This is a genomic window from Methyloversatilis discipulorum (assembly GCF_000527135.1).
Taxonomy (GTDB): domain Bacteria; phylum Pseudomonadota; class Gammaproteobacteria; order Burkholderiales; family Rhodocyclaceae; genus Methyloversatilis; species Methyloversatilis discipulorum.
The window spans coordinates 771,118-791,665 of record NZ_AZUP01000001.1 but is presented as its reverse complement, the minus strand read 5'-3'; the positions used below and the strand labels follow the sequence as shown (position 1 = coordinate 791,665).

General features: G+C 64.2%; 16 protein-coding genes. 9 read left to right on the top strand and 7 right to left on the bottom strand.

Annotation, left to right across the window (positions count from 1 at the left end; genetic code table 11):
- Positions 1-100 precede the first annotated feature (100 nt).
- The 6 genes from METFAM1_RS21380 (at position 101) to METFAM1_RS0103505 (ending at position 6,271) form a co-directional block, all read left to right on the top strand.
- Complete coding sequence (locus METFAM1_RS21380) at positions 101-1,198, top strand: ABC transporter ATP-binding protein (RefSeq protein ID WP_019918176.1); 1,098 nt, start codon at positions 101-103, stop codon at positions 1,196-1,198.
- The gene (gene aat / locus METFAM1_RS0103525; protein ID WP_019918175.1) at positions 1,195-1,899 is read left to right on the top strand and encodes a leucyl/phenylalanyl-tRNA--protein transferase; all 705 of its coding nucleotides are present in this window, start codon (positions 1,195-1,197) and stop codon (positions 1,897-1,899) included. Before METFAM1_RS21380 ends, aat begins: the two co-directional genes overlap by 4 nt.
- Before the next feature lie 25 nt (positions 1,900-1,924).
- Positions 1,925-2,677: an arginyltransferase gene (locus METFAM1_RS0103520; protein ID WP_019918174.1), complete on the top strand. Its 753-nt coding sequence runs from the start codon at positions 1,925-1,927 to the stop codon at positions 2,675-2,677.
- A 294-nt stretch (positions 2,678-2,971) separates the two neighbouring features.
- Positions 2,972-3,988 carry a quinone-dependent dihydroorotate dehydrogenase gene (locus tag METFAM1_RS0103515; RefSeq protein ID WP_019918173.1) on the top strand — a complete coding sequence of 339 codons (1,017 nt, stop codon included), beginning with the start codon at positions 2,972-2,974 and terminating at the stop codon, positions 3,986-3,988.
- Positions 3,985-5,364 carry an MATE family efflux transporter gene (locus METFAM1_RS0103510; protein WP_019918172.1) on the top strand — a complete coding sequence of 460 codons (1,380 nt, stop codon included), beginning with the start codon at positions 3,985-3,987 and terminating at the stop codon, positions 5,362-5,364. The genes METFAM1_RS0103515 and METFAM1_RS0103510 overlap by 4 nt, the downstream gene beginning before the upstream one ends.
- Positions 5,365-5,494: 130 nt before the next feature.
- Positions 5,495-6,271 (top strand): energy transducer TonB, encoded by a 777-nt coding sequence (locus tag METFAM1_RS0103505; RefSeq protein WP_019918171.1) that lies wholly within the window; start codon positions 5,495-5,497, stop codon positions 6,269-6,271.
- 42 nt (positions 6,272-6,313) lie between these two features.
- Here the strand turns inward: METFAM1_RS0103505 and METFAM1_RS0103500 are convergent, their stop codons facing one another.
- The 3 genes from METFAM1_RS0103500 to METFAM1_RS0103490 form a co-directional block, all read right to left on the bottom strand.
- On the bottom strand, positions 6,314-7,321 hold the full coding sequence (locus METFAM1_RS0103500) for an NAD-dependent epimerase (protein WP_019918169.1): 1,008 nt from the start codon (positions 7,319-7,321) through the stop codon (positions 6,314-6,316).
- Positions 7,322-7,331: 10 nt separating this feature from the next.
- On the bottom strand, positions 7,332-8,654 hold the full coding sequence (locus METFAM1_RS0103495) for a UDP-glucose dehydrogenase family protein (RefSeq protein ID WP_019918168.1): 1,323 nt from the start codon (positions 8,652-8,654) through the stop codon (positions 7,332-7,334).
- 73 nt (positions 8,655-8,727) lie between these two features.
- On the bottom strand, positions 8,728-9,858 hold the full coding sequence (locus METFAM1_RS0103490; protein ID WP_019918167.1) for a M14 family metallopeptidase: 1,131 nt from the start codon (positions 9,856-9,858) through the stop codon (positions 8,728-8,730).
- 328 nt (positions 9,859-10,186) lie between these two features.
- Between METFAM1_RS0103490 and METFAM1_RS0103485 the strand changes: the two genes are divergently transcribed.
- Positions 10,187-10,633 (top strand): REP-associated tyrosine transposase, encoded by a 447-nt coding sequence (locus METFAM1_RS0103485; RefSeq protein WP_024300430.1) that lies wholly within the window; start codon positions 10,187-10,189, stop codon positions 10,631-10,633.
- A 215-nt stretch (positions 10,634-10,848) separates the two neighbouring features.
- Here METFAM1_RS0103485 and METFAM1_RS0103480 read toward each other — a convergent pair whose 3' ends face one another.
- A complete protein-coding gene (locus tag METFAM1_RS0103480) occupies positions 10,849-12,036 on the bottom strand; it encodes a helix-turn-helix domain-containing protein (protein WP_019918165.1) in 1,188 nt (395 codons plus the stop codon).
- 140 nt (positions 12,037-12,176) lie between these two features.
- Between METFAM1_RS0103480 and adh the strand changes: the two genes are divergently transcribed.
- Positions 12,177-13,691: an aldehyde dehydrogenase gene (adh, locus tag METFAM1_RS0103475; protein ID WP_019918164.1), complete on the top strand. Its 1,515-nt coding sequence runs from the start codon at positions 12,177-12,179 to the stop codon at positions 13,689-13,691.
- 243 nt (positions 13,692-13,934) lie between these two features.
- Positions 13,935-14,324 carry a DUF779 domain-containing protein gene (locus tag METFAM1_RS0103465; RefSeq protein ID WP_019918163.1) on the top strand — a complete coding sequence of 130 codons (390 nt, stop codon included), beginning with the start codon at positions 13,935-13,937 and terminating at the stop codon, positions 14,322-14,324.
- Between the two features lie 219 nt (positions 14,325-14,543).
- On the opposite strand, the gene METFAM1_RS20495 is transcribed toward METFAM1_RS0103465, so the two are convergent.
- From METFAM1_RS20495 to METFAM1_RS0103455, 3 genes are read right to left on the bottom strand one after another with little or no spacing between them, the layout of a single operon-like run.
- Entirely contained in the window at positions 14,544-15,773 is a 1,230-nt protein-coding gene (locus METFAM1_RS20495) for a DUF1501 domain-containing protein (RefSeq protein WP_081627188.1), read from the bottom strand.
- 36 nt (positions 15,774-15,809) lie between these two features.
- Positions 15,810-19,004, bottom strand: a complete 3,195-nt coding sequence (locus tag METFAM1_RS20325) for a DUF1800 domain-containing protein (RefSeq protein ID WP_157256969.1) — start codon at positions 19,002-19,004, stop codon at positions 15,810-15,812.
- 15 nt (positions 19,005-19,019) lie between these two features.
- Positions 19,020-20,450 (bottom strand): collagen binding domain-containing protein, encoded by a 1,431-nt coding sequence (locus METFAM1_RS0103455; RefSeq protein WP_157256967.1) that lies wholly within the window; start codon positions 20,448-20,450, stop codon positions 19,020-19,022.
- Between the last annotated feature and the right edge of the window lie 98 nt (positions 20,451-20,548).

The window sequence follows — 20,548 nt, the reverse complement described above, 5'->3', positions numbered from 1 at the left end:
GGTACGCTCACGCAGCGGCAGGCGCATTATAATTGAGAGCGATTATCGGTCTTGATCCGGATCACCTTTTTGTACCGCCTCCTCCGCCACACTTCGGTCCATGTCACAGTTGCTGCTTGAATCCGTGCGCATCGCGTACGGCACCACCGAAGTGGTCCGCGACCTGTCGCTGCGTCTCGAACGCGGTCAGATCGGCTGCCTGCTTGGCCCTTCGGGCTGCGGCAAGACGACGGTGCTGCGTGCCATCGCCGGCTTCGAGCGGCTGCGCGAGGGGCACATCGACATCCACGGTGTCACGGTGTCGTCCAGCCGCCAGCATCTGGCGCCGGAACAGCGGCGCGTCGGCATGGTGTTCCAGGACTTCGCACTGTTCCCGCATCTGAGCGTGGCCGACAACGTCGCCTTCGGCCTGCGCAGCGGTTCGCGTGACGACAAACGCGCGCGCGCCGACGAAATGCTGGCGGTCGTCGGGCTGACCGAGCACGCCGACAAGTACCCGCATCAGTTGTCGGGCGGCCAGCAGCAGCGCGTCGCACTGGCCCGCGCGCTGGCACCGGACCCGGAACTGCTGCTGCTCGACGAGCCTTTCTCCAGCCTTGACGTGGAACTGCGCACCCGGCTGGCGACCGAGCTACGCGACATCCTGAAGGCGCGCGGCATCACCGCCATCCTGGTCACGCACGACCAGCAGGAAGCCTTCGCCATCGCCGACGAGATCGGCGTCATGCAGGGCGGCCAGCTGCTGCAGTGGGACAGCGCGTACAACCTCTATCACAAGCCGGAGAGCCGTTTCGTCGCCGATTTCGTCGGTCAGGGCGTATTCCTGCCGGGTACGCTGCGCGGCGACCACGAGGTGGAAATGGAGCTGGGCGTGCTGCGCAGCGAATTCCCCTTCCGCTGCGACGACGGCTGTCCGCACTGCGCCGCCGACAACCGGGTCGACGTGCTGCTGCGTCCGGACGACGTGGTGCACGACGACGCCGCACCACTGCGCGCCGAAGTGCTGTGCAAGTCCTTCCGCGGCGCCGAATTCCTGTACACGCTGCGACTCGGCTCGGGCCGCCGCGTGCTGTCGCTGGTGCCGTCGCACCACAACCACGCGATCGGCGAATTCATCGGCATCCGTCTCGATGCCGACCACGTGGTGGCCTTCCGCCATCCCGAGTCCGCAGCCGAAGCGCTGTCCAGCGCGGCGTGATTCCCTGGCTGGAACCGGGCGACCCGTTTCCGCCGGTCGATACGGCGCTGCGCGACCCGGACGGGCTGCTGGCGGCCGGTCTCGAACTGACGCCGCAGCGCATCCTCGACGCCTACCGGCAAGGCATTTTCCCGTGGTTCTCCGAAGGTCAGCCGGTGCTGTGGTGGAGCCCCGACCCGCGCATGGTGCTGGTACCGGCCGAAATCCGCATCACGCCGTCGATGCGCAAGGTGCTGCGCAACCGGCCGTACGAAGTCCGCTGCGACACCGCCTTCGAGGCTGTCATGCGCGCCTGTGCCGAGCCGCGCGATGGGCAGGCCGGCACCTGGATCAGCGACCACATGATCGCCGCCTACGGCGCGCTGCACGCGCAGGGCTGGGCGCACAGCGTCGAAACCTGGGTCGATGGCGAACTTGCAGGCGGTCTCTACGGTCTTGCGCTGGGGCGGATGTTCTACGGCGAATCGATGTTCTCGCGTGCCCGCGACACCTCCAAGATTGCGCTGGTGCATCTCGCACGCTATCTTGAATCGCAGGGCTATGCACTGATCGACTGCCAGATGAACACCGCGCACCTGGCGTCCATGGGTGGGCGTGAAATTGCACGCAGCGAATTCTGCCGCGTGCTGTCACAGTCGGTGCAGTCGGCCCATCCGCGGCGCTGGCGGCACGACGAAATACCGGCTTACTTCAGACTCTGAAACGGACACCGATTCCGCTGACGCAATGGCGCTGCTCAAGGACCTGCCCTTCACCACGCTGCAGTTCTATGCAACGGCACCCTATGCCTGCTCCTACCTGCAGGGCCGCACCGCGCGCTCGCAGGTCGCCACGCCGTCCAACCTGATCGACGCCCGCCTGTACAGTGATCTGGTGCGTGCCGGCTTCCGCCGCAGTGGTGTATTTACCTACCGCCCCTATTGCGACGCCTGCCGCGCCTGCACACCGGTCCGCCTGCCGGTCGACCGTTTCACCGCTTCGCGCACGCAGCGCCGCTCCGAAAAAAGACACGAGAACCTGGTTGCCCGCGAAGCGCCGCTGTCCTTCCGCGAGGAGCACTACGCGCTGTACCAGCGCTACCAGTCGAGCCGGCACAGCGGCGGCGGCATGGACCAGGACTCGCGCGAACAGTATTCGCACTTCCTGCTGCAGAGCCATGTCGATACGCGGCTGATCGAATTCCGCGAAGGCAGCGAGCCGGACGCCCCGCTGCGCATCGTCAGCATCATCGACATCCTCGACGACGGCCTGTCGTCGGTCTACACCTATTACGACCCCGACGTCGAAGGCGCCAGCTACGGCACCTACAACATCCTGTGGCAGGTCAGCCTGGCCCGCCTGCTCGGCCTGCCCTACGTCTATCTGGGCTACTGGATACGTGACAGCGCCAAGATGGCCTACAAGGCCCGCTTCCGCCCGCTCGAAGGCCGCATCGACAGCGTCTGGCGGGAACTGGACGACGGCGAGCTGGGGCTGTAGCACCGGGTGAGGGGCCGGAGCTTCGATCCCGACCGCAGTCGGGGTCAGAAGACCCCTCCCACAGAACCCCTGCTCCGGCCACAGATCGGGCGCGATCCCTGTGGGAGCGGCCTTGGCCGCGACAGGGCCTATGCATGCTGCAAGCTTTCATCCCGGCCGCCGTCGGGGTCAAGAACCCACCCACAGAACCCCGGCTCTTGTCACCGCCTCGCGCTGGTTGCCTGCCCCCGCCGCCGGACCGATAATCCGCGCCTTTGCGTCGCACCCCTGCGACCTGCGAACCGGATCCCACCCATGCTCTACCCGCTGCTGCGCCCGCTGCTGTTCTCGCTCGACGCCGAACGTGCCCATGATCTGACGCTGGGCACGCTGGCGAAACATCCCGGGCTGGTGCCGCTGCAGCGCGTCGCGCCCAGGCCGGTGCGCTGCATGGGTCTGGACTTCCCGAACCCGGTGGGTCTGGCGGCCGGTCTCGACAAGAACGGCGCCGCGATCGACGGTCTGGCGCGGCTCGGTTTCGGTTTCATCGAAATCGGCACCATCACGCCGCGCCCGCAGCCGGGCAACCCGAAGCCGCGCATGTTCCGGCTGCCGGCGGCGCAGGGCATCATCAACCGGATGGGTTTCAACAACCTGGGCCTGGACGCGCTGATCGACAACGTGAAGCGCTCGCGCTGGGTACGCGAGGGCGGCATCCTCGGCATCAATATCGGCAAGAACGCGGACACGCCGATCGAGCGCGCCACCGACGACTACCTGATCGGCCTGCGCGGCGCCCACCCCTACGCACGCTACATCACGGTCAACATTTCCAGCCCGAACACCAAGAACCTGCGCCAGTTGCAGGGCGCGGACGAACTGAACCAGCTGCTCGGCGCGCTCGACGCCGAGCGCCAGAAACTGGACGCCGCCGCCGGCCGCACCGTGCCGATCGCGCTGAAGATCGCGCCCGACCTCGACGCCGAGCAGATCGACGCGATCGCCGAGGCGACGGTGCGCCACCATATCGACGCGCTGATCGCGACCAACACGACGCTGTCGCGTACCGGGGTCGAAAACCTGCCGCACGGCGGCGAGGCGGGCGGCCTGTCGGGTGCGCCGGTGCGCGAGAAATCGACCGCCGTACTGCGCGCACTGGCGCAGAAGCTGGACGGCAGGGTCGCGCTGATCGGTGTCGGCGGCATCACCGAAGGTCGTCACGCGAAGGACAAGATCGACGCCGGCGCGCAGCTGGTGCAGCTGTACAGCGGCCTGATCTACCGCGGCCCGGCGCTGGTCGCCGACGCCGCGCGCGCGCTGGCGGAATCGTGACCACCGACGCCCGCCGCGGCACCGCTGCGGGCATCTTCGCGCTGGCCGCACCGATGATGGTGTCGCAGCTGGCGAGCATCGGCACCAACGTCGCCGACACGCTGATCGCCGGCCACCATGCGACCGCTGATCTCGCCGCCGTCGCGGTTGGCGGCGGATTGTTCATTTCGGTGGTGATCGCGCTGATCGGCGTCCTGTACGCCGCCGCCCCCATCATCGCCCACCACGTCGGCGCCAACCGGCGCGACGACATCGCGCCCGCCTTCCAGCAAGCGGTGTGGATGGCGCTTTTCCTGTCCGTCCCCGGCGCCTTGCTGCTGGCCCTGCCCGACCCGCTGCTCGCGCTGTCTCAGCTCGATCCAGTGGTCGAGGCGAAAACGCGCGACTATCTGCTCGCCCTCGCCTTCGCCGTGCCCGGTGCGCTGCTGTTCCGCGCCTTCCAGGCGCTGATGAACGGCATCGGCCAGCCGCGGCCGGTGATGGTGATCATGCTGGCCTGTCTGGCGGTGCATGTGCCGCTGGCCTGGGCACTCACCACCGGCGCTTTCGGCCGGCCGCTCGGTGCGCTCGGCTGCGGGCTGTCCACGCTGGTGGTGAACTGGCTGTCGGTGGGCTGCGCGCTGCTGTGGCTCAAGCAGTCGCCACAACTGCGCGCGCTGCGCCCCTTTCACGACTGGCAGGCGCCGAGAGCCTGGGCGCAGCGGGAGATGCTGCGTCTGGGTGGACCGATGGGCGTGTCGAACTTCGTCGAGATCACCAGCTTCACGCTGATCGCGCTGTTCGTCGCCCGGCTCGGTGCCGACGTGGTCGCAGGACACCGGGTGATCGCCAATATCAACGGCGTCTGTTTCATGCTGCCGCTGGCACTGGGCAGCGGCACGCTGGTGCTGGTCGGTCAGGCAGCCGGCGCACACGACTGGCTGCGTGCCCGACACACCGCACTGACCGGTCTGGCGATGGCCAGCGTGCTCGCGGTGTGCGTCGGCCTGCTGCTGTGGCTGTCACGCGAACCGGTGCTCGCCTTCTACAGCGACGATCAGGCGGTACTCGGTGTCGCCCGCAGCCTGCTGCCCTATGTCGCGCTGTTCGTGCTGATCGACGCCGCGCACACGCTGGCTTCGTTCGCGCTGCGCGGCTACAAGGTGACGGTGGCGCCGATGATCGTGCACACCGTCTGCTTCTGGGGCGTCGGGCTGGGCGTCGGTTACGTGCTCGCTTTTCGCGGTCTGCCTGAGGCCGGCCTCGCGCTGGTCGCACAGCCGATGGGGGCCGCCGGTTTCTGGCTGGCGACGCTGCTGTCCACCGTGCTGGCGGGGATGATGATGGGCTTCATCCTGCTGCGGGTAATCGGTCGGCATCCGCGTGCGGCGGCGTGACTGTTGCGAGGCAACACGATTCGGGATGTTTTCCCGATGGTGCACCGGACGCGGCAATTGAAGTAAAGTCCGCGGCTGCCCCGCCCGGAACAGAACAAACCACTCGTCCGGGCTCGCCACCGCCTCGCCGATGAATCCGACTTCCGTCCTCCGTCCGCCATACGTCGCCTACTTCAGCGACTTCACGCGATTCCGCTCCTGGCTCTGGGCTGCTGCCTTCGTCGCGTCCATCCTGGTGCACAGCTTCGTCGTCTGGCGCGCGTCGGTGTATGTACCGCGCGTGCCGCCGACCGAAATCCGCGTCGATGTACGGATGATCAAGGAAGAACCTCCACCCCCTCCGCCGCCGCCTCCCCCACCGCCCAAGCCGGTCGAGCCGCCGCCGCCTCCGCCTCCGCCGAAGCCGGTCCCCAAGCCGCCCAAGCCGGTGCCGCAGCAGGCACCGCTGCCGGTGCTGGCCGCACCGCCTGCGCCGTCGCCCGCACCCGAGGAGCGCGTGGTGCCGGTACAGCCGCCGCCGGCGCCGCTGCCGCCGATCGATGCGCCGCCACCTCCGCCCGCACCGGCACCGGTCCCTGCGCCTGCGCCGGCACCTGCCGCGCCCAGTGTCGATTTCCAGTCGCTGAAGGCGGGTTACGGCCAGGCGCTGTCGGCGGAGATCAAGAAAGGGCAGACCTATCCGCGACTGGCGGCAATGCGCGGGCTGGAGGGTACGCCCAAGGTGCTCATCGTCATCGAGAACGGCCAGCTCGTATCGGCCACCCTGGTCGACGAATCCGGGCAGTCGGTGCTGGACGAAGCGGCGCTGGCGCTGGTCAAGAAGACGAAACTGCCGCCGGTGCCGGCCGCACTCGCCGGCCAGCGACTCGAATTCCTGCTGCCGATCGACTATAAGCTGAAGAAATGACAAGGGCGCCAACGGCGCCCTTGTCTGCATGACGCGGATCGTTCAGACCCGGTAGTAGTCGCGGTACCAGGCGACGAAGCGCGCCACACCGTCGTCGATGGCAGTGCTCGGCGAGAAGCCGGTCCAGGCCGTCAGTTCCGACACGTCGGCATAGGTCGCCGGCACGTCGCCCGGCTGCATCGGCAGCAGGTTCTTCTGCGCGGTGATGCCCAGCGCCTTCTCGATTGCTCGGATGAACTCCATCAGCTGCACCGGCCCCTGGTTGCCGATGTTGAACACCCTAAACGGCGCTTTCGAATGCCCCGGGTGAGGGTGGTCGCCATCGAAGGCGGGATCGGCTTCGGCGACGCGGTCCAGCGTGCGGATGACGCCTTCGACGATGTCGTCGATATAGGTGAAATCGCGCTGCATGTCGCCGTGGTTGAACACGTCGATCGGCCGGCCTTCGATCATCGCCTTGGTGAACAGGAAGAGCGCCATGTCCGGCCGGCCCCAGGGGCCATAGACCGTGAAGAAGCGCAGACCGGTGGTCGGCAGGTCGTACAGATGGCTGTAGGTGTGCGCCATCAGTTCGTTGGCCTTCTTGGTCGCGGCGTACAGGCTGACCGGATGGTCCACGCTGTCGGCCTCGCTGAACGGCATCTTCGTGTTGCCGCCATAGACGCTGGAGCTGCTGGCATAGACCAGATGCTTCACCGCCGAATGCCGGCAGCCTTCGAGCACGTTCATGAAGCCGACGATGTTGGCGTCGATGTAGGCCTTCGGGTTCTGCAGCGAATAGCGCACGCCGGCCTGGGCGGCCAGGTGCACGACGCGGTCGAAACGCTCGGTTTCGAACAGCTTGGCCATGCCGTCGCGGTCCTCGACCGCCATCCTGACGAAGCGGAAGCCGGCGGCCGGCGTGAGCCGGGCCAGCCGCGCCTCTTTCAGCCGCACGTCGTAGTAGTCGTTCAGGTTGTCCAACCCGACCACTTCGTCGCCGCGTTCGAGCAGGCGCAGCGCCACGTGCATGCCGATGAAACCGGCGGCGCCGGTGAGCAGGACTTTCATCGGGCGGGGATCAGCGGCGGCCGATGGCCGAGTACTCGATGCCGGCGGCGCGCGGCACATCCGGCTCGTACAGATTGCGCCCGTCGAAGATCACCGGCTGCTTCAGCGCGCCCTTGATCCGCTCGAAGTCCGGACTGCGGAATTCCTTCCACTCGGTCACGATCACCAGCGCGTCCGCGCCTTCCAGTGCGTCCATCGGCTTGTCGGCCAGCGTCAGCCGCGACTCGTCGCCGTAGATGCGCTTCGTTTCCGCCATCGCCACCGGGTCGTAGGCCGTCACCGTCGCACCGCGACGGAACAGTTCGTTGATGATCACCCGGCTCGGCGCTTCGCGCATGTCGTCGGTGTTCGGCTTGAACGCCAGACCCCACAGCGCGAAGCGACGGCCCGACAGGTCTTCGCCGAACTTCGCGACGATCTTGTCCACCAGCACCATCTTCTGCACGTCGTTGGCGTCTTCCACCGCCTGCAGCACTTTCAGCTCCTGGCCGTTCTCGCGTGCGGTACGGATCAGCGCCTTTACGTCCTTCGGGAAGCAGCTGCCGCCGTAGCCGCAGCCGGCGTACAGGAAGTGGTAGCCGATGCGCGGGTCCGAGCCGATGCCCTGGCGCACCATTTCGATGTCCGCACCCATGCGGTCGGCCAGCAGTGCCAGTTCGTTCATGAAGCTGATGCGCGTGGCCAGCATCGCGTTGGCGGCGTACTTCGTGAGCTCCGCGCTGCGCACGTCCATCACGACCAGCTTGTCGCGGTTGCGCTGGAACGGGGCATAGAGGGCACGCATGAGGTGGATGGCGCGTTCGTCGTCGGCTCCGACGACGATGCGGTCCGGACGCATGAAGTCTTCTACCGCCGCACCTTCCTTCAGGAACTCCGGGTTCGACACCACAGCGAATTCCATCTCCTGGCCGCGCTTGGCCAGCTCGTCGGCAATCGCCGCGCGCACCTTGTCCGCCGTGCCCACCGGCACCGTGCTCTTGTCGACCACCACCTTGTAGTCGGTCATCAGCCGGCCGATGTTGCGCGCCGCCGACAAGACATATTGCAGGTCAGCCGAGCCGTCCTCGTCCGGCGGCGTGCCGACCGCGATGAACTGGATGGTGCCGAAGCGCACCGCTTCGGCCACGTCGGTCGTGAAGTGCAGGCGCCCCGCCTCGACGTTGCGCGCAACCACCGCGTCCAGACCCGGCTCGTGAATCGGGATGCCGCCTTCCTTCAGGATGCGGATCTTCTCCGGATCAAGGTCCAGACACAGCACGTCGTTGCCCATCTCGGCCATGCAGGCCCCGGAGACCAGGCCTACGTACCCGGTGCCGATTACGGTGATTTTCATTCAGGAGTTTCCGGCGAAAAGTGAAATCTGAGGTGAACGCTGCGGTGAGGAAAGCACGGAGGACGCAGACGGATCAGTCGCGGTCGAGCACGGCGAGCAGCGCCTGCAGCGTCGCGGCGCCGAGGCGCTTGCTGCGGGCGGCACTCCAGCCGAACAGTCCGTCGGGCAGATGGGCGTTGTCCTTGAAAGGCATTTCCAGCGTCAGTGAAAGGCAGCCGAAGTGGTTGAACACCCATTTCGACGCCAGCGTCAGCAACTCGTCGGTAAAGCGGTCCGGCGCATAGCCCTCGCCCACCTGGAAATCGGGGCTGGCGGCCAGCAGCGCATCGCAGAAACGCTTCTCCTGCGCACCTTGCGCCTCGGTGAAGCCCGGCACCATGCCGTTACCGTCGATGAACACGAACGGTAGTGTCTCGTCGCCATGGATGTCGAGGAAAACATCCACACCCGTGGCCAACATGCGATCGCGCACCAGCGCCACTTCGCGACTGAAATCCATGTCCGGCTCGCGCCATGCGCGGTTCAGATTGCAGCCGCGTGCATTGGTACGCAGATTGCCGCGCACAGAGCCGTCCGGGTTCATGTTCGGCACGACGTGGAAGCAGGCACGCTCGAGCAGCCGGCGCGACACCGGGTCGGACGTGTCGTAAAGCCGATCCAGCAGCCCCTCGACGTAGAACTCGGCCATCGTCTCGCCCGGGTGCTGGCGGGCGGTGATCCACACCTTGCGCTTGCCCGGGGCCGGGCGACCAACGGTGATCAGATTGAGATCACGCCCGTCGGGCGTCGCGCCCAGATCGTCGACCGATGCCACCGGCGCCGCATCCGCCGCGCCCAGCAGATCGAGGTGACGGTCCCAGCCGTAGGGCTCGAAATAGGCGAAATAGACGCTGTCGTAGTCGGGCGTGATGCGGAAGGTGTAGCGCTGACCGTCGTACTGACCGGCCGACAGCCGGAACCAGTTGCGCCGATCGTAGGACGCCACCACGCGGTAACCGTCCCAGCCACCCGGATACGCCGACTGCCCGGCATTCTCGAAGCTCAGCACGCAGGCCTGCCCGCGCGCGCCCTGCAGACGGAAGTGGAACCACTGACGGAAATCCGCCGCATTGTCGGCCGGCAGATTGAGACGGATGTTCGACGCGTCCGAGCAATCCAGCACCTCGATGGCGCCGCTGTCGAACTGGCTGCTGATGCGGATCAAATCAGGGCTCCCGGCGTGAAGTCGGGCGAAGTATACAGGGCTCCTGGCGACCGCTCGCGGCATGGAAGCCGACAGCGTCGCCCTCTTCATGCCGTGCCGGCATGGATCGAGGCAATCGGTCCGCAAAAGCCGCGTCGCGGCCAAGACCGCTCCCACAGGAGATGCGCCCGATGTGCCGTCCGAGCACGGGCGAGGTTTCTGTGGGAGGGGTCTTCTGACCCCGACAACGGCCTGTGATTATCGCGCATCGCTCTCTGCGTCGCCCAATGCTCTGTCGAGGGCTGCTTCCGCAATCGCACAATCGATTACACGATCCTATGATGAAGGCATGGATCAGAACCATGGATATCATCGCCTGCGCGACGGACGGGTGTCCTTGCCCGGTCAGATCTATCACGTGACCGTAAGCACCCAGTACCGCCAGCCGGTGTTCATCGACCTCGGCCATGCCCGGACAGTCATCCGGGTCATGCACTTCACAGCCGAGCGAACTCTTTCACGCAGCTTGTGTTTCGTACTGATGCCGGATCATCTGCATTGGCTGATCCAGCTCGGAGAAGCCATCAACCTCCCAACCCTGATGCGCACGATGAAGAGCATCAGCGCGCATCAAGTCGGGCGCCCGATCTGGCAGGCGGGCTATCACGACCGGGCAATCCGGGAGGAGGAGGACGTGCGCGCAGTCGCGCGCTATATCGTCGCCAACCCGCTGCGCGCCGGGCTCGTCGCTCGGGTGGGTGATTATCCGCATTGGGATGCTGTCTGGCTGGTTTGAGACTCGCGGACCGGCGGAAGCACCAAGGGTGATCCGGTTCGCTGTCGCGGTCAGAAGACCGCTCCTACAAAAAACCGCCATGGCGACCGTTCGCGCGCCGCTCTCCTGTGGGGAGCGGCCTTGGCCGCGATGCCGCCGATTGCGGTCCGCAGGCTTCGATTCAGGCCGTGTCGGGGTCAGAAGACCCCTCCCACAGAATCCCGGCGCGATGCCCTTCACACCTCGCCGAAGGTCCTCGCCAGCAATTGCCGACCAGGGTGGTCCGGCGGCAGCAGTTCGCCCAGGCGCTGCAGTGCGTCGACCGCTTCCGGCGACTGGCCGAGGTGGTTCAGCAGTACGTCCGGATCGTCGACACGGAAGATGGCGTCAGACAGACGGGATTCGAGGCAGTCGCGCCAGGCACGCAGCAGCGGGCTCTCGGTGCGCGGCAGGAAGGCGCCGCGATAGCAGCCGAGCGCGGTTTCAATGCGGCCGGCGTCCAGTGCCTGTTCGAGGTCTCTGAAATCCGCCTGCCAATTGACGAGCAGACGATAGGGCCGTGAGCCGATTGCGCCGCCGAGGCGGTCGCGCAGCTGCGAAACTTCGGTCTTCAGCGTCGCCACACCGACCGGGCGGTCGCCATACAAGGCGGCGTGCAGCCTTTCGAGATCCAGTCCTTCCGGATGCAGGGTGAGCAGGCAGAGGATCTCGAGCTGCCGCGGCGACAGTGCCAGCGGCCTGCCCTGCAGGAAGGCCTGCGGCGTGCCCAGCATGCGCAGGCGCAATACCGGCGCATGGCTCAGGGACTGCAGCGCCTGCGAAACGCGCTGCGCGAAACGTTCGACCGCGTGCAGGGCCAGCGGCGAATGGCGGTTCCAGGTGGTCGATAGATCGACCACGCCCATCACTTCGCCACTGCTGGCATCGCATACCGGGGCGGCGTAGCACACCCAGTCCTGTACCGCGGGAATGAAGTGTTCCGCCGAAAACACGCTGGCCGGGCGTCGGTAGCGCAGCGCCAGCGCCAGCGCGTTGGTACCGACCGAGCGCTCGTCCCAGCGTCCGCCGGGCACGAAATGCACGCGTTCGGCCCGGGTGCGCATGCTGCGGCTGCAGCCGGTCCAGAGCAGACGGCCGTCGGCGTCGCTGACTGCCGCCACCATGCCGCTCTCGCGGGCCACGGTTTCCAGTTCGTCGACGCATGAATTGACCGCCTCACCGTAAGGGGTCGTCGTCCAGTCGGGCGCGTCGGCGTCGATCGGCGCCGCCGAGCAGGTTTCCGACACGGCCTCCCGCGAGCGCTGCCACGAGCCGGCGATGTCCATGCCGACCACCACGATGCGCTCGCCGACCGTACGCTCGCCGCGCCGGATCGATTCGATGCGCCGCCGGCGTGCCGCCAGACTTGCACTTGAAGCTGTCATTGGTCTCGCTCCACCACTCAACCTGCAAGCTACCTACCGGATACCTACCTGCGCCGTATTAGCGTGCGCGGTGACCCTGTGTTGTTCTGTCGCGCATTGTTGCCGACCGCAGGGCAATCGACAACTCGAGGAGGAAGTAAATGCGTTACGCCGATCCCGGCCAACCCGGTTCGAAAATCACCTTCAAGCCCCGTTACGACAACTTCATCGGCGGCAAGTGGGTGGCGCCTGTCGAGGGTCAATACTTCGACAACATCTCTCCTGTCACCGGCAAAGTCTTCTGCCAGGCCGCCCGCTCGCAGGCTGCCGATATCGAACTCGCACTCGACGCCGCCCACAAGGCTCGTGACGCCTGGGGCCGTACCTCGCCGGCCGCCCGCGCCGCCGTGCTGCTGAAGATCGCCGACCGCCTCGAAGCCAACCTCGAAATGCTGGCCGTCGCTGAAACCTGGGACAACGGCAAGCCGATCCGTGAAACGCTGGCCGCCGACATCCCGCTGGCCATCGACCACTTCCGCTACTACGCTGGATGCATCCGCGCCCAGGAAGGTTCCCTGTCGGAAATCGACGACGACACCGTCGCCTACCACTTCCACGAGCCGCTGGGCGTTGTCGGCCAGATCATCCCGTGGAACTTCCCGATCCTGATGGCCGCCTGGAAGCTGGCTCCGGCACTCGCCGCCGGCAACTGCATCATCCTGAAGCCGGCCGAGCAGACCCCGGTTTCCATCATGGTGCTGGCCGAACTGATCGCCGACATCCTGCCGCCGGGCGTACTGAACATCGTCAACGGTTTCGGCATCGAAGCCGGCAAGCCGCTGGCCACCAGCCCGCGCATCGCCAAGATCGCCTTCACCGGCGAAACTACGACCGGCCGCCTCATCCTGCAATATGCTTCCCAGAACATAATCCCGTCGACCGTCGAGCTGGGCGGCAAGTCGCCCAACATCTTCTTCGACGACGTGATGGACAAGGACGACGATTTCTTCGACAAGTGCCTCGAAGGCTTCGCCATGTTCTCGCTGAACCAGGGTGAAGTGTGCACCTGCCCGAGCCGCGCCATGGTGCAGGAATCGATCGCCGACCAGTTCATCGAGCGCGCCATCGCCCGCGTCGCCAAGGTGCGCGGCGGCCACCCGCTCGACACCGACACCATGATCGGCGCCCAGGCCAGCTCGGACCAGGCCGAAAAGATCATGTCCTACATCGACATCGGCCGCCAGGAAGGCGCGCAGGTGCTGATCGGCGGCGCCAAACGCCAGGAATCGGAAACCGGCGGCTACTACATCCAGCCGACCGTGCTGAAGGGACACAACAAGATGCGCGTGTTCCAGGAAGAAATCTTCGGCCCGGTGCTCGCCCTGACCACCTTCAAGGACGAAGCCGACGCGCTGCAGATCGCCAACGACACGCTGTACGGTCTTGGCGCCGGTGTGTGGTCGCGCTCGGTGCATCGCACCTACCGCTTCGGCCGCAACATCCAGGCCGGCCGCGTATGGACCAACTGCTACCACCTCTACCCGGCACACGCCGCGTTTGGTGGCTACAAGCAGTCGGGCATCGGTCGCGAAACCCACAAGATGATGCTGGACCACTACCAGCAGACCAAGAACCTGCTGGTGAGCTACTCGCCCAAGGCTCTGGGCTTCTTCTGAGGCAGCACTGAGAGAGGGGCGCTTCGGCGCCCCTTTTTTCGTCGACCGCGCTGACTTTGTAGGAGCGGTCTTCTGACCGCGACAGCAGCGGCAAACGAAGCGCGGGCGCATCAATATCCGCCCTGTCGCGGTCAGAAGACCGCTCCTACAAAATCGGCACCCGTCCAACCGCCCCCGCTCCGGCAACCATCCCCGCACCATACGGTCATCATTCACACAAGAACCCACGCAGGAGGAGAACCCATGGTCACCCGCGTCAGCGCCACCCCCGAAGCGCTCGAATGGATCGCAAAGCTCGCCCGCAAGCACGGCGCCCTGCTCTTCCATCAATCCGGCGGCTGCTGCGACGGCAGCGCCCCGATGTGCTATCCGCGCAATGAATTCATCCTCGGCAGCTCCGACGTACTCCTCGGCGAGATCGGCGGCATGCCCTTCTGCATGAGCGCATCGCAGTTCGAGTACTGGCAGCACACCCACCTCATCATCGACGTCGTGCCCGGCCGCGGATCCGGCTTCTCGATCGAATCGCCGGAAGGCATCCGCTTTCTCACCCGCTCGCGGCTTTACGAGCCGGATGAAGAGGCCGCACTGGATAAGCTGGGGCCGCCGCCGCGAGGGGACACGGTGGTCTGAGCGCACGACGCGGGATTCCGCAGAAGAAGTCGGCGATTTATCTGAGAGGTCGGTCTTCTGTGGGAGGGGTCTTCTGACCCCGACAGCAGCCTGTATCGAACCTGCGGACAGCGACGGCCGTGTCGCGGCCAAGGCCGCGGCCACAAGAGACATGCGCCTGATGTCGCTCGAGGGACGGTTCCTGGAAGCGATCAAATCACCGCGAGCACTCGAATAAGTTCACGCGATGATGTCGAGCGAGCTGCCACTGTACTCGGGGAGGATTGCCGAAAGGTTTGATGCCCCGAGAAAACGGGACAAGACACTGCCGTAGACCGAACGGAAATCGATCGTATGGGCAAGAGCACGGCCATCGACCAACTGCGTCGCAGTCAAGCCTGGCCACTGCGTACCCAAGTGAATTCCTCCTCGCACATTCGCTCCGATCGCCAGCCACGTCGACGCGTTCCCATGATCGGTACCACGACTCCCGTTCTCGGCAGCGGTACGCCCAAACTCTGTTACCGCCAGCATCAGTACCCGCGACGCGTCACCACCGAGGTCCGAAAAGAATGCCCCGACCGAATCTGAGAAACCTCTCAGCAATACCGACATTCTTCCCGCTGGATCGCCGCCGCCTTGGTTGCTGTGCGTGTCCCATCCGCCCACATTCAGAGTCACAACCTCTAAACCTTCGCGCGCCCTAATTAAGGCAGCAGTCTGCCGCAACTGGCGCCCAAACGCTGTCATCGGATAAGTCGCGCCATTGGCAGGTAAGGTTTGCGCAACGGATTGCAGCCCCGACAACTCGTCGAGCAACCGCGCGCCCGTGCTGAAAAGAGCAGCGCCATGGGGGTTATTTGACGGTGGTGCCCAAGCATACGAACGCGAGATCACGTCGGCCAGCATGGCCCGATCGGAACTACTCGATGCCAGTTGCAACGAAGCGAGATCGGCATATGCAGAAACTGGCGTTGCCAACCCGGTCAAACTCAACGGCAACTGCTCGCTCACGCTCAGGGCCTTGGTTAGGGGGGTACCGCCAGAGTGCAGGAGGTAACGAGCAAGCCAGCCACTGTCATGATTCAGAAGCGATGCCGACTCGATGATGTCCTGACCTGCAAAGTGTGAACGCGATGAGCCGGAGTAATGCACACATGGCATTACCGCAACCTGACCACTTTGATAGAGATTGTGGAGCGCAGTCATTGATGGATGCATACCGAAGAAGCCATCAAGATCAAGCGCCGCAGCTGAATCGCCGTCGGAAGGAGGACGTACGGCGATGTTCGGCCTCAGTCCGTAATATGTGTCGTCGCCGTGGGGGACGATGACATTCAGTCCGTCCCAACCACCGCGCATGAACACAACCACGAGGACGCGCTGACTTGGCGCCGCATGAACGAAACTCGACAGCCCGCCGCACAACGGCAGCGCAAACAGTCCTTTGAGAAGATCTCTCCGGTTCATGAGTTCTTGCCCCTGACGTTCATTTTCTGTCTCGCGTCACTGAAGATGGAAATCTGGCAATGTAGTCAAAGCCTTACCAAGCCGACGCAAGCGAGATTCCGCATCGGGCGCGTTCGGTATGTACGGATAGGTCCCGTTTTCGGTAAGCAGATCAAGCGCCAGTTGTCGATGACGCCTGACGTAGGTCGGACCGAACAATCTCTCGAGCATGCGCCCGGCTACAGCCTCGGACGTTTGGTAACCCTCCTCCGCCATCTTCTCCGCCAGAGCGAATCGTGTCTGGGTAGCGCCCTCCGCGTAGATATCCGTGTCCGTCAGGAGTCTGTCTACGAACCGACTACGCAAGTGCAACATCCCGGAGCTGAGCCACTTGTCGCCAGTCTCGTGAAATCCTGTAGGGACGCTATACAGGAACAGCGGCATCCCCTGGCGCTGAACTTCATTCGAAATATCGTCACCCACTTGCTCACCGCCTAACTGACGTACTGTGCTAATTACATATTCCAATGGCGATTTCAGTTTTGCATTCCGGTAACTCGACCCGAGAAACTCGCTCGAAGTGAGAATTACCTGCAGCACCTGCGCAATCTGATCAGGAGCAACGTGCCGGGCTGCGAATGTTTGCGCACAGCGCGTGAGCAGAGAGTCAACCGGGCGATCTGACACGAAGAGGGTCACGAGCTTGCGACATATGAAATTCGCTGTCGCGGGATGTGAAGCCGCGATATCCAGAACCGTTTCGCCATCGACCATGCCCTGCCCAGCCGGCAGTGTTCGGTTGAGTATGGTTTTGGCATCGTTATCGTGGCTTGCGGTTACGAACGCGAACACACCATCTTTGACTGTCCAACCGGTGAAGGCGCGCGCAACCTCTTCGACATCCCTCTGGGTGTAGCCTCCATTCACACCCATCGTGTGCAGTTCAAGCAGCTCACGCGCATAGTTCTCATTCGGACGTCCCATCACGTTAAGCCGACCGTCAAGCGTATAGAGCATCGCCGGGCTCTTTGCACTTATTCCAAGCAAGTCGCGGAAGTTGCCTAAAGCGTGGAGCCGGAAAGCCTGATTCTCCTGTTGCTCAAAAGCACTGTTCTCGTGAGCGAAGAAATGCGTATTGAAGTGGTTATCCCAGAACCAGGTCATCACCTCACGGAGTTGCTGGTCCGCATACGCCGCATGCCGTACAAAATCCGTAGCAATATGGGTACCTGCGCTCAAGCTCGATGTTTGCTCGGCGTAACCCGCATCATTAACGCCATCGCCCATCATCTGTGCCTGTAAGGTCGCGTTGGGCCCAATCGCCGTCGCCGCGGAATATGCCTCTGGAGTGGGCCCGAACGACGTCCGCTGCAATACGTGCCAAGCTTGCGAGAAGACATCGGACGTCTGCAACGTGATCGTCTTTGATGCTGCGTTACCCGCTCCATCCGTCGCCTTCAACTCGAGTGAAAGCGATCCGGTAAAGCTGTCGTCAGGGGCAATGATGGCTGTCCAACGCCCACTCTCTTGAGCGACCTCAACCTCCTGCGTCTGACTGTTCGCAAGCCCTCCACCGCTGACCGCAATCTGGAGCGAAGAACCAATGGTGTCGTCAATCACCTGCCCTGAAAGAATGAATCCACGGGCAGGGACAATCGAACCTGATGTATGGGACGTCACTTCGATGGTCGGTGCTGTGCGGTCGACGACCAGATCTAGGTCTAACGATGTCTCGGCTTCGTTAAAGTCATGATCGATGGCGCGCATGATTACGCGTACCCGACCGCTCAACGCATCGTCGAGTACCCCGCTATGCACAAACCAACTCTTGCTTGACGCCCTCCATGTAGCGGCTTTTTCATTCACCTTACCCGATGGCAGGATCACTATCAGCCGGACCTCACGAATCGCCTCATCATCGTCTGCCGTGCCTGTCAGACGAGCTCCAGCAAGGGAAATCCGGGTAAGCGCTCTAGGCGTCTCGATCGATATCGTAGGAGGTACGCGATCCGGTTCGTTCACTTCGTCCTTCTGAACTGAAAAAGCGACAAGGCCACGAGACGCGATCACGTTGCTGAAATGATCGTTCGTATCGCCAAAGGGATTCAGTGCTTTCAGCACATATTCACGGCCGTTACCGACGCCGGCCAAGTCAAAACGCGCGATCCCGCTGCCGTCTGTGACAGCCTGTATCACGGGCGCTAAGGTACCGTTGGCCGTTTTCTCGTAAGCCTGAATGGTGACACCCGCGAGGCGTCGCCCGCTGCTCAATTCGGACAATGCAGCCGGTGAAGTGCCCACCCGAAACTGATACCAGAGCGGATTCGACAGAACATCGCTGTCCACTATCGTGCCGTGGGGCACGGCCCTGACAAAGTAACGGCGTCCTGCACCAAGCCCGTCCAGATCGAAGGTCGCGAGCCCCTGCGCATCCGTCGAGCGCTTCGCTTTCCAGACCTCGCTGCCGTCAGCCAGCTTCTCGTACGCGTTGACCTCGATGCCCGACAGCCGCGCATCGCTCACGTGGTCGATCACCACGATGTTCAGTCCCGCCGTACCCACCTTGAATTGCACGCTGCCCGTGCTTGCATAGGTCGCACTCGTGCGCTGGCTACCATCCACCAGGCTGGCCGCCCGCAGCGCGTAGCGCCGCGTTCCCAATTCCGACGGGTCCAGCTTCAGCTTCCCCTCGGCATCGGTCCTGAACGTCGCAACAAACCGGTAACTGCCGTCCGACAGCACCTCCTGCAAGCTCACGTCCCGCCCCGCATACGGCGTGCCGTTGCGACCATCGATCACCTGCGCCTGCAGCCTGCCAACACGCAGCGCCTTCTCGCCAGCGCTGCCGCCTACGTCCAGTTCCACCGCCTGCAGGTAAGGCTGTGCCTTCAGCACATACCGGCGCCCTTCGGCTACTCCATCCAGATCGAAACGCGCTATCCCCGTCCCGTCGGTCCAGCGTTTCAGCTTGAACACGCTCGCACCGCTGGGTAGCACCTCCCAGGCCTCCACCCACTGTCCGTCCAGCGCGCTACCCGACACTGCGTCCTGCATCCGCGCTACCACTGGCGCATTACCAAGGTAGAAACGATGCGGCCCCTTCGTCATCAGCTTCTCGCTGACCTTCTGCTGACCATCACTTGGGCTTGTTGCCGTCAGCACCAGCGGTTCAGTGCCTATCCCCTCCGGATCCAGCCTTACCCACCCTTCGCGCATCGGTGGTACCGCCCCATCACCCACGTGCGCTGCCACCGTCCGGCCAACGCATCAGCCCCACCGACTGCCCGTCTTCGGCTGGCCCCGTCTGCTCAATTCGGACAATGCAGCCGGTGAAGTGCCTACCCGGAACTGGTACCAGAGCGGATTCGACAGAACATCGCTGTCCACTATCGTGCCGTGGGGCACGGCCCTGACAAAGTAACGGCGTCCTGCACCAAGCCCGTCCAGATCGAAGGTCGCGAGCCCCTGCGCATCCGTCGAGCGCTTCGCTTTCCAGACCTCGCTGCCGTCAGCCAGCTTCTCGTACGCGTTGACCTCGATGCCCGACAGCCGCGCATCGCTCACGTGGTCGATCACCACGATGTTCAGTCCCGCTGTACCCACCTTGAATTGCACGCTGCCCGTGCTTGCATAGGTCGCGCTTGTGCGCTGGCTACCGTCAACAAGACTGACCGCCCGCAGCGCGTAGCGCCGCGCCCCCAATTCCTGCGGGTCCAGTTTCAGCCGTCCCTCGGCATCCGTTCTGAAGTTCGCAACGAACCGATAACTGCCGTCCGACAGCACCTCCTGCAGGCTCACGTCCCGCCCCGCGTAAGGCGTACCGTTGCGACCATCGATCACCTGCGCCTGCAGCCGACCAACACGCAGCGCCTTCTCGCCTGCGCCGCCGCCTACGTCCAGTTCCACCGCCTGCAGATAAGGCTGAGCCTTCAGCACATACCGGCGCCCTTCGGCCACACCATCCAGATCGAAACGCGCTATCCCCGTCCCATCAGTCCAGCGTTTCAACCTGAATACGCTCACGCCGCTGGGCAACACTTCCCAGGCCTCCACCCACTGTCCGCCCAGCGCGCTACCCGACACTGCGTCCTGCATCCGCGCTACCACTGGCGCATTACCAAGGTAGAAACGATGCGGCCCCTTCGTCATCAGCTTCTCGCTGACCTTCTGCTGACCATCACTTGGGCTTGTTGCCGTCAGCACCAGCGGTTCAGTGCCTATCCCCTCCGGATCCAGCCTTACCCACCCTTGCGCATCGGTGGTACCGCCCATCACCCACGTTGCGCTGCCACCGTCCGGCCAACGCATCAGCCCCACCGACTGCCCCGTCTTCGGCTGCCCCGTCGCACCGTCCAGCACCTGCACCTGCAGCTTGCCTACCCGGAACTGGTACCAGTTCGGCTGCGACAGTTCCTGGCTGCTCACCACCGCACCGTACGGCTTGGCTTTCATCACGAACTTGCGGCCGTCTCCAAGCCCGTCCAGATCGAAGGTCGCGAGCCCCTGTGCATCCGTCGAGCGCTTTGCCTTCCATACCTCGCTGCCGTCCGACAGCTTCTCGTATGCGTTGACCTCAATGCCCGACAGCCGCGCATCGCTCACGTGGTCGATCACCACCAGATGAATTTGCGCGGCAAATGCAGAAGCCGAAGAAAAGGCTAGTCCGAGAACTAGCGAGAAGAAGCGAAACGTTTGCACACCAAGACCCCACGTGATGCACACATCCAATGCAACAACCGTCCGAACAACGGCCGATCTTCAGGCGCGCGCAAATCAATAATCTCGAGTACGACCCA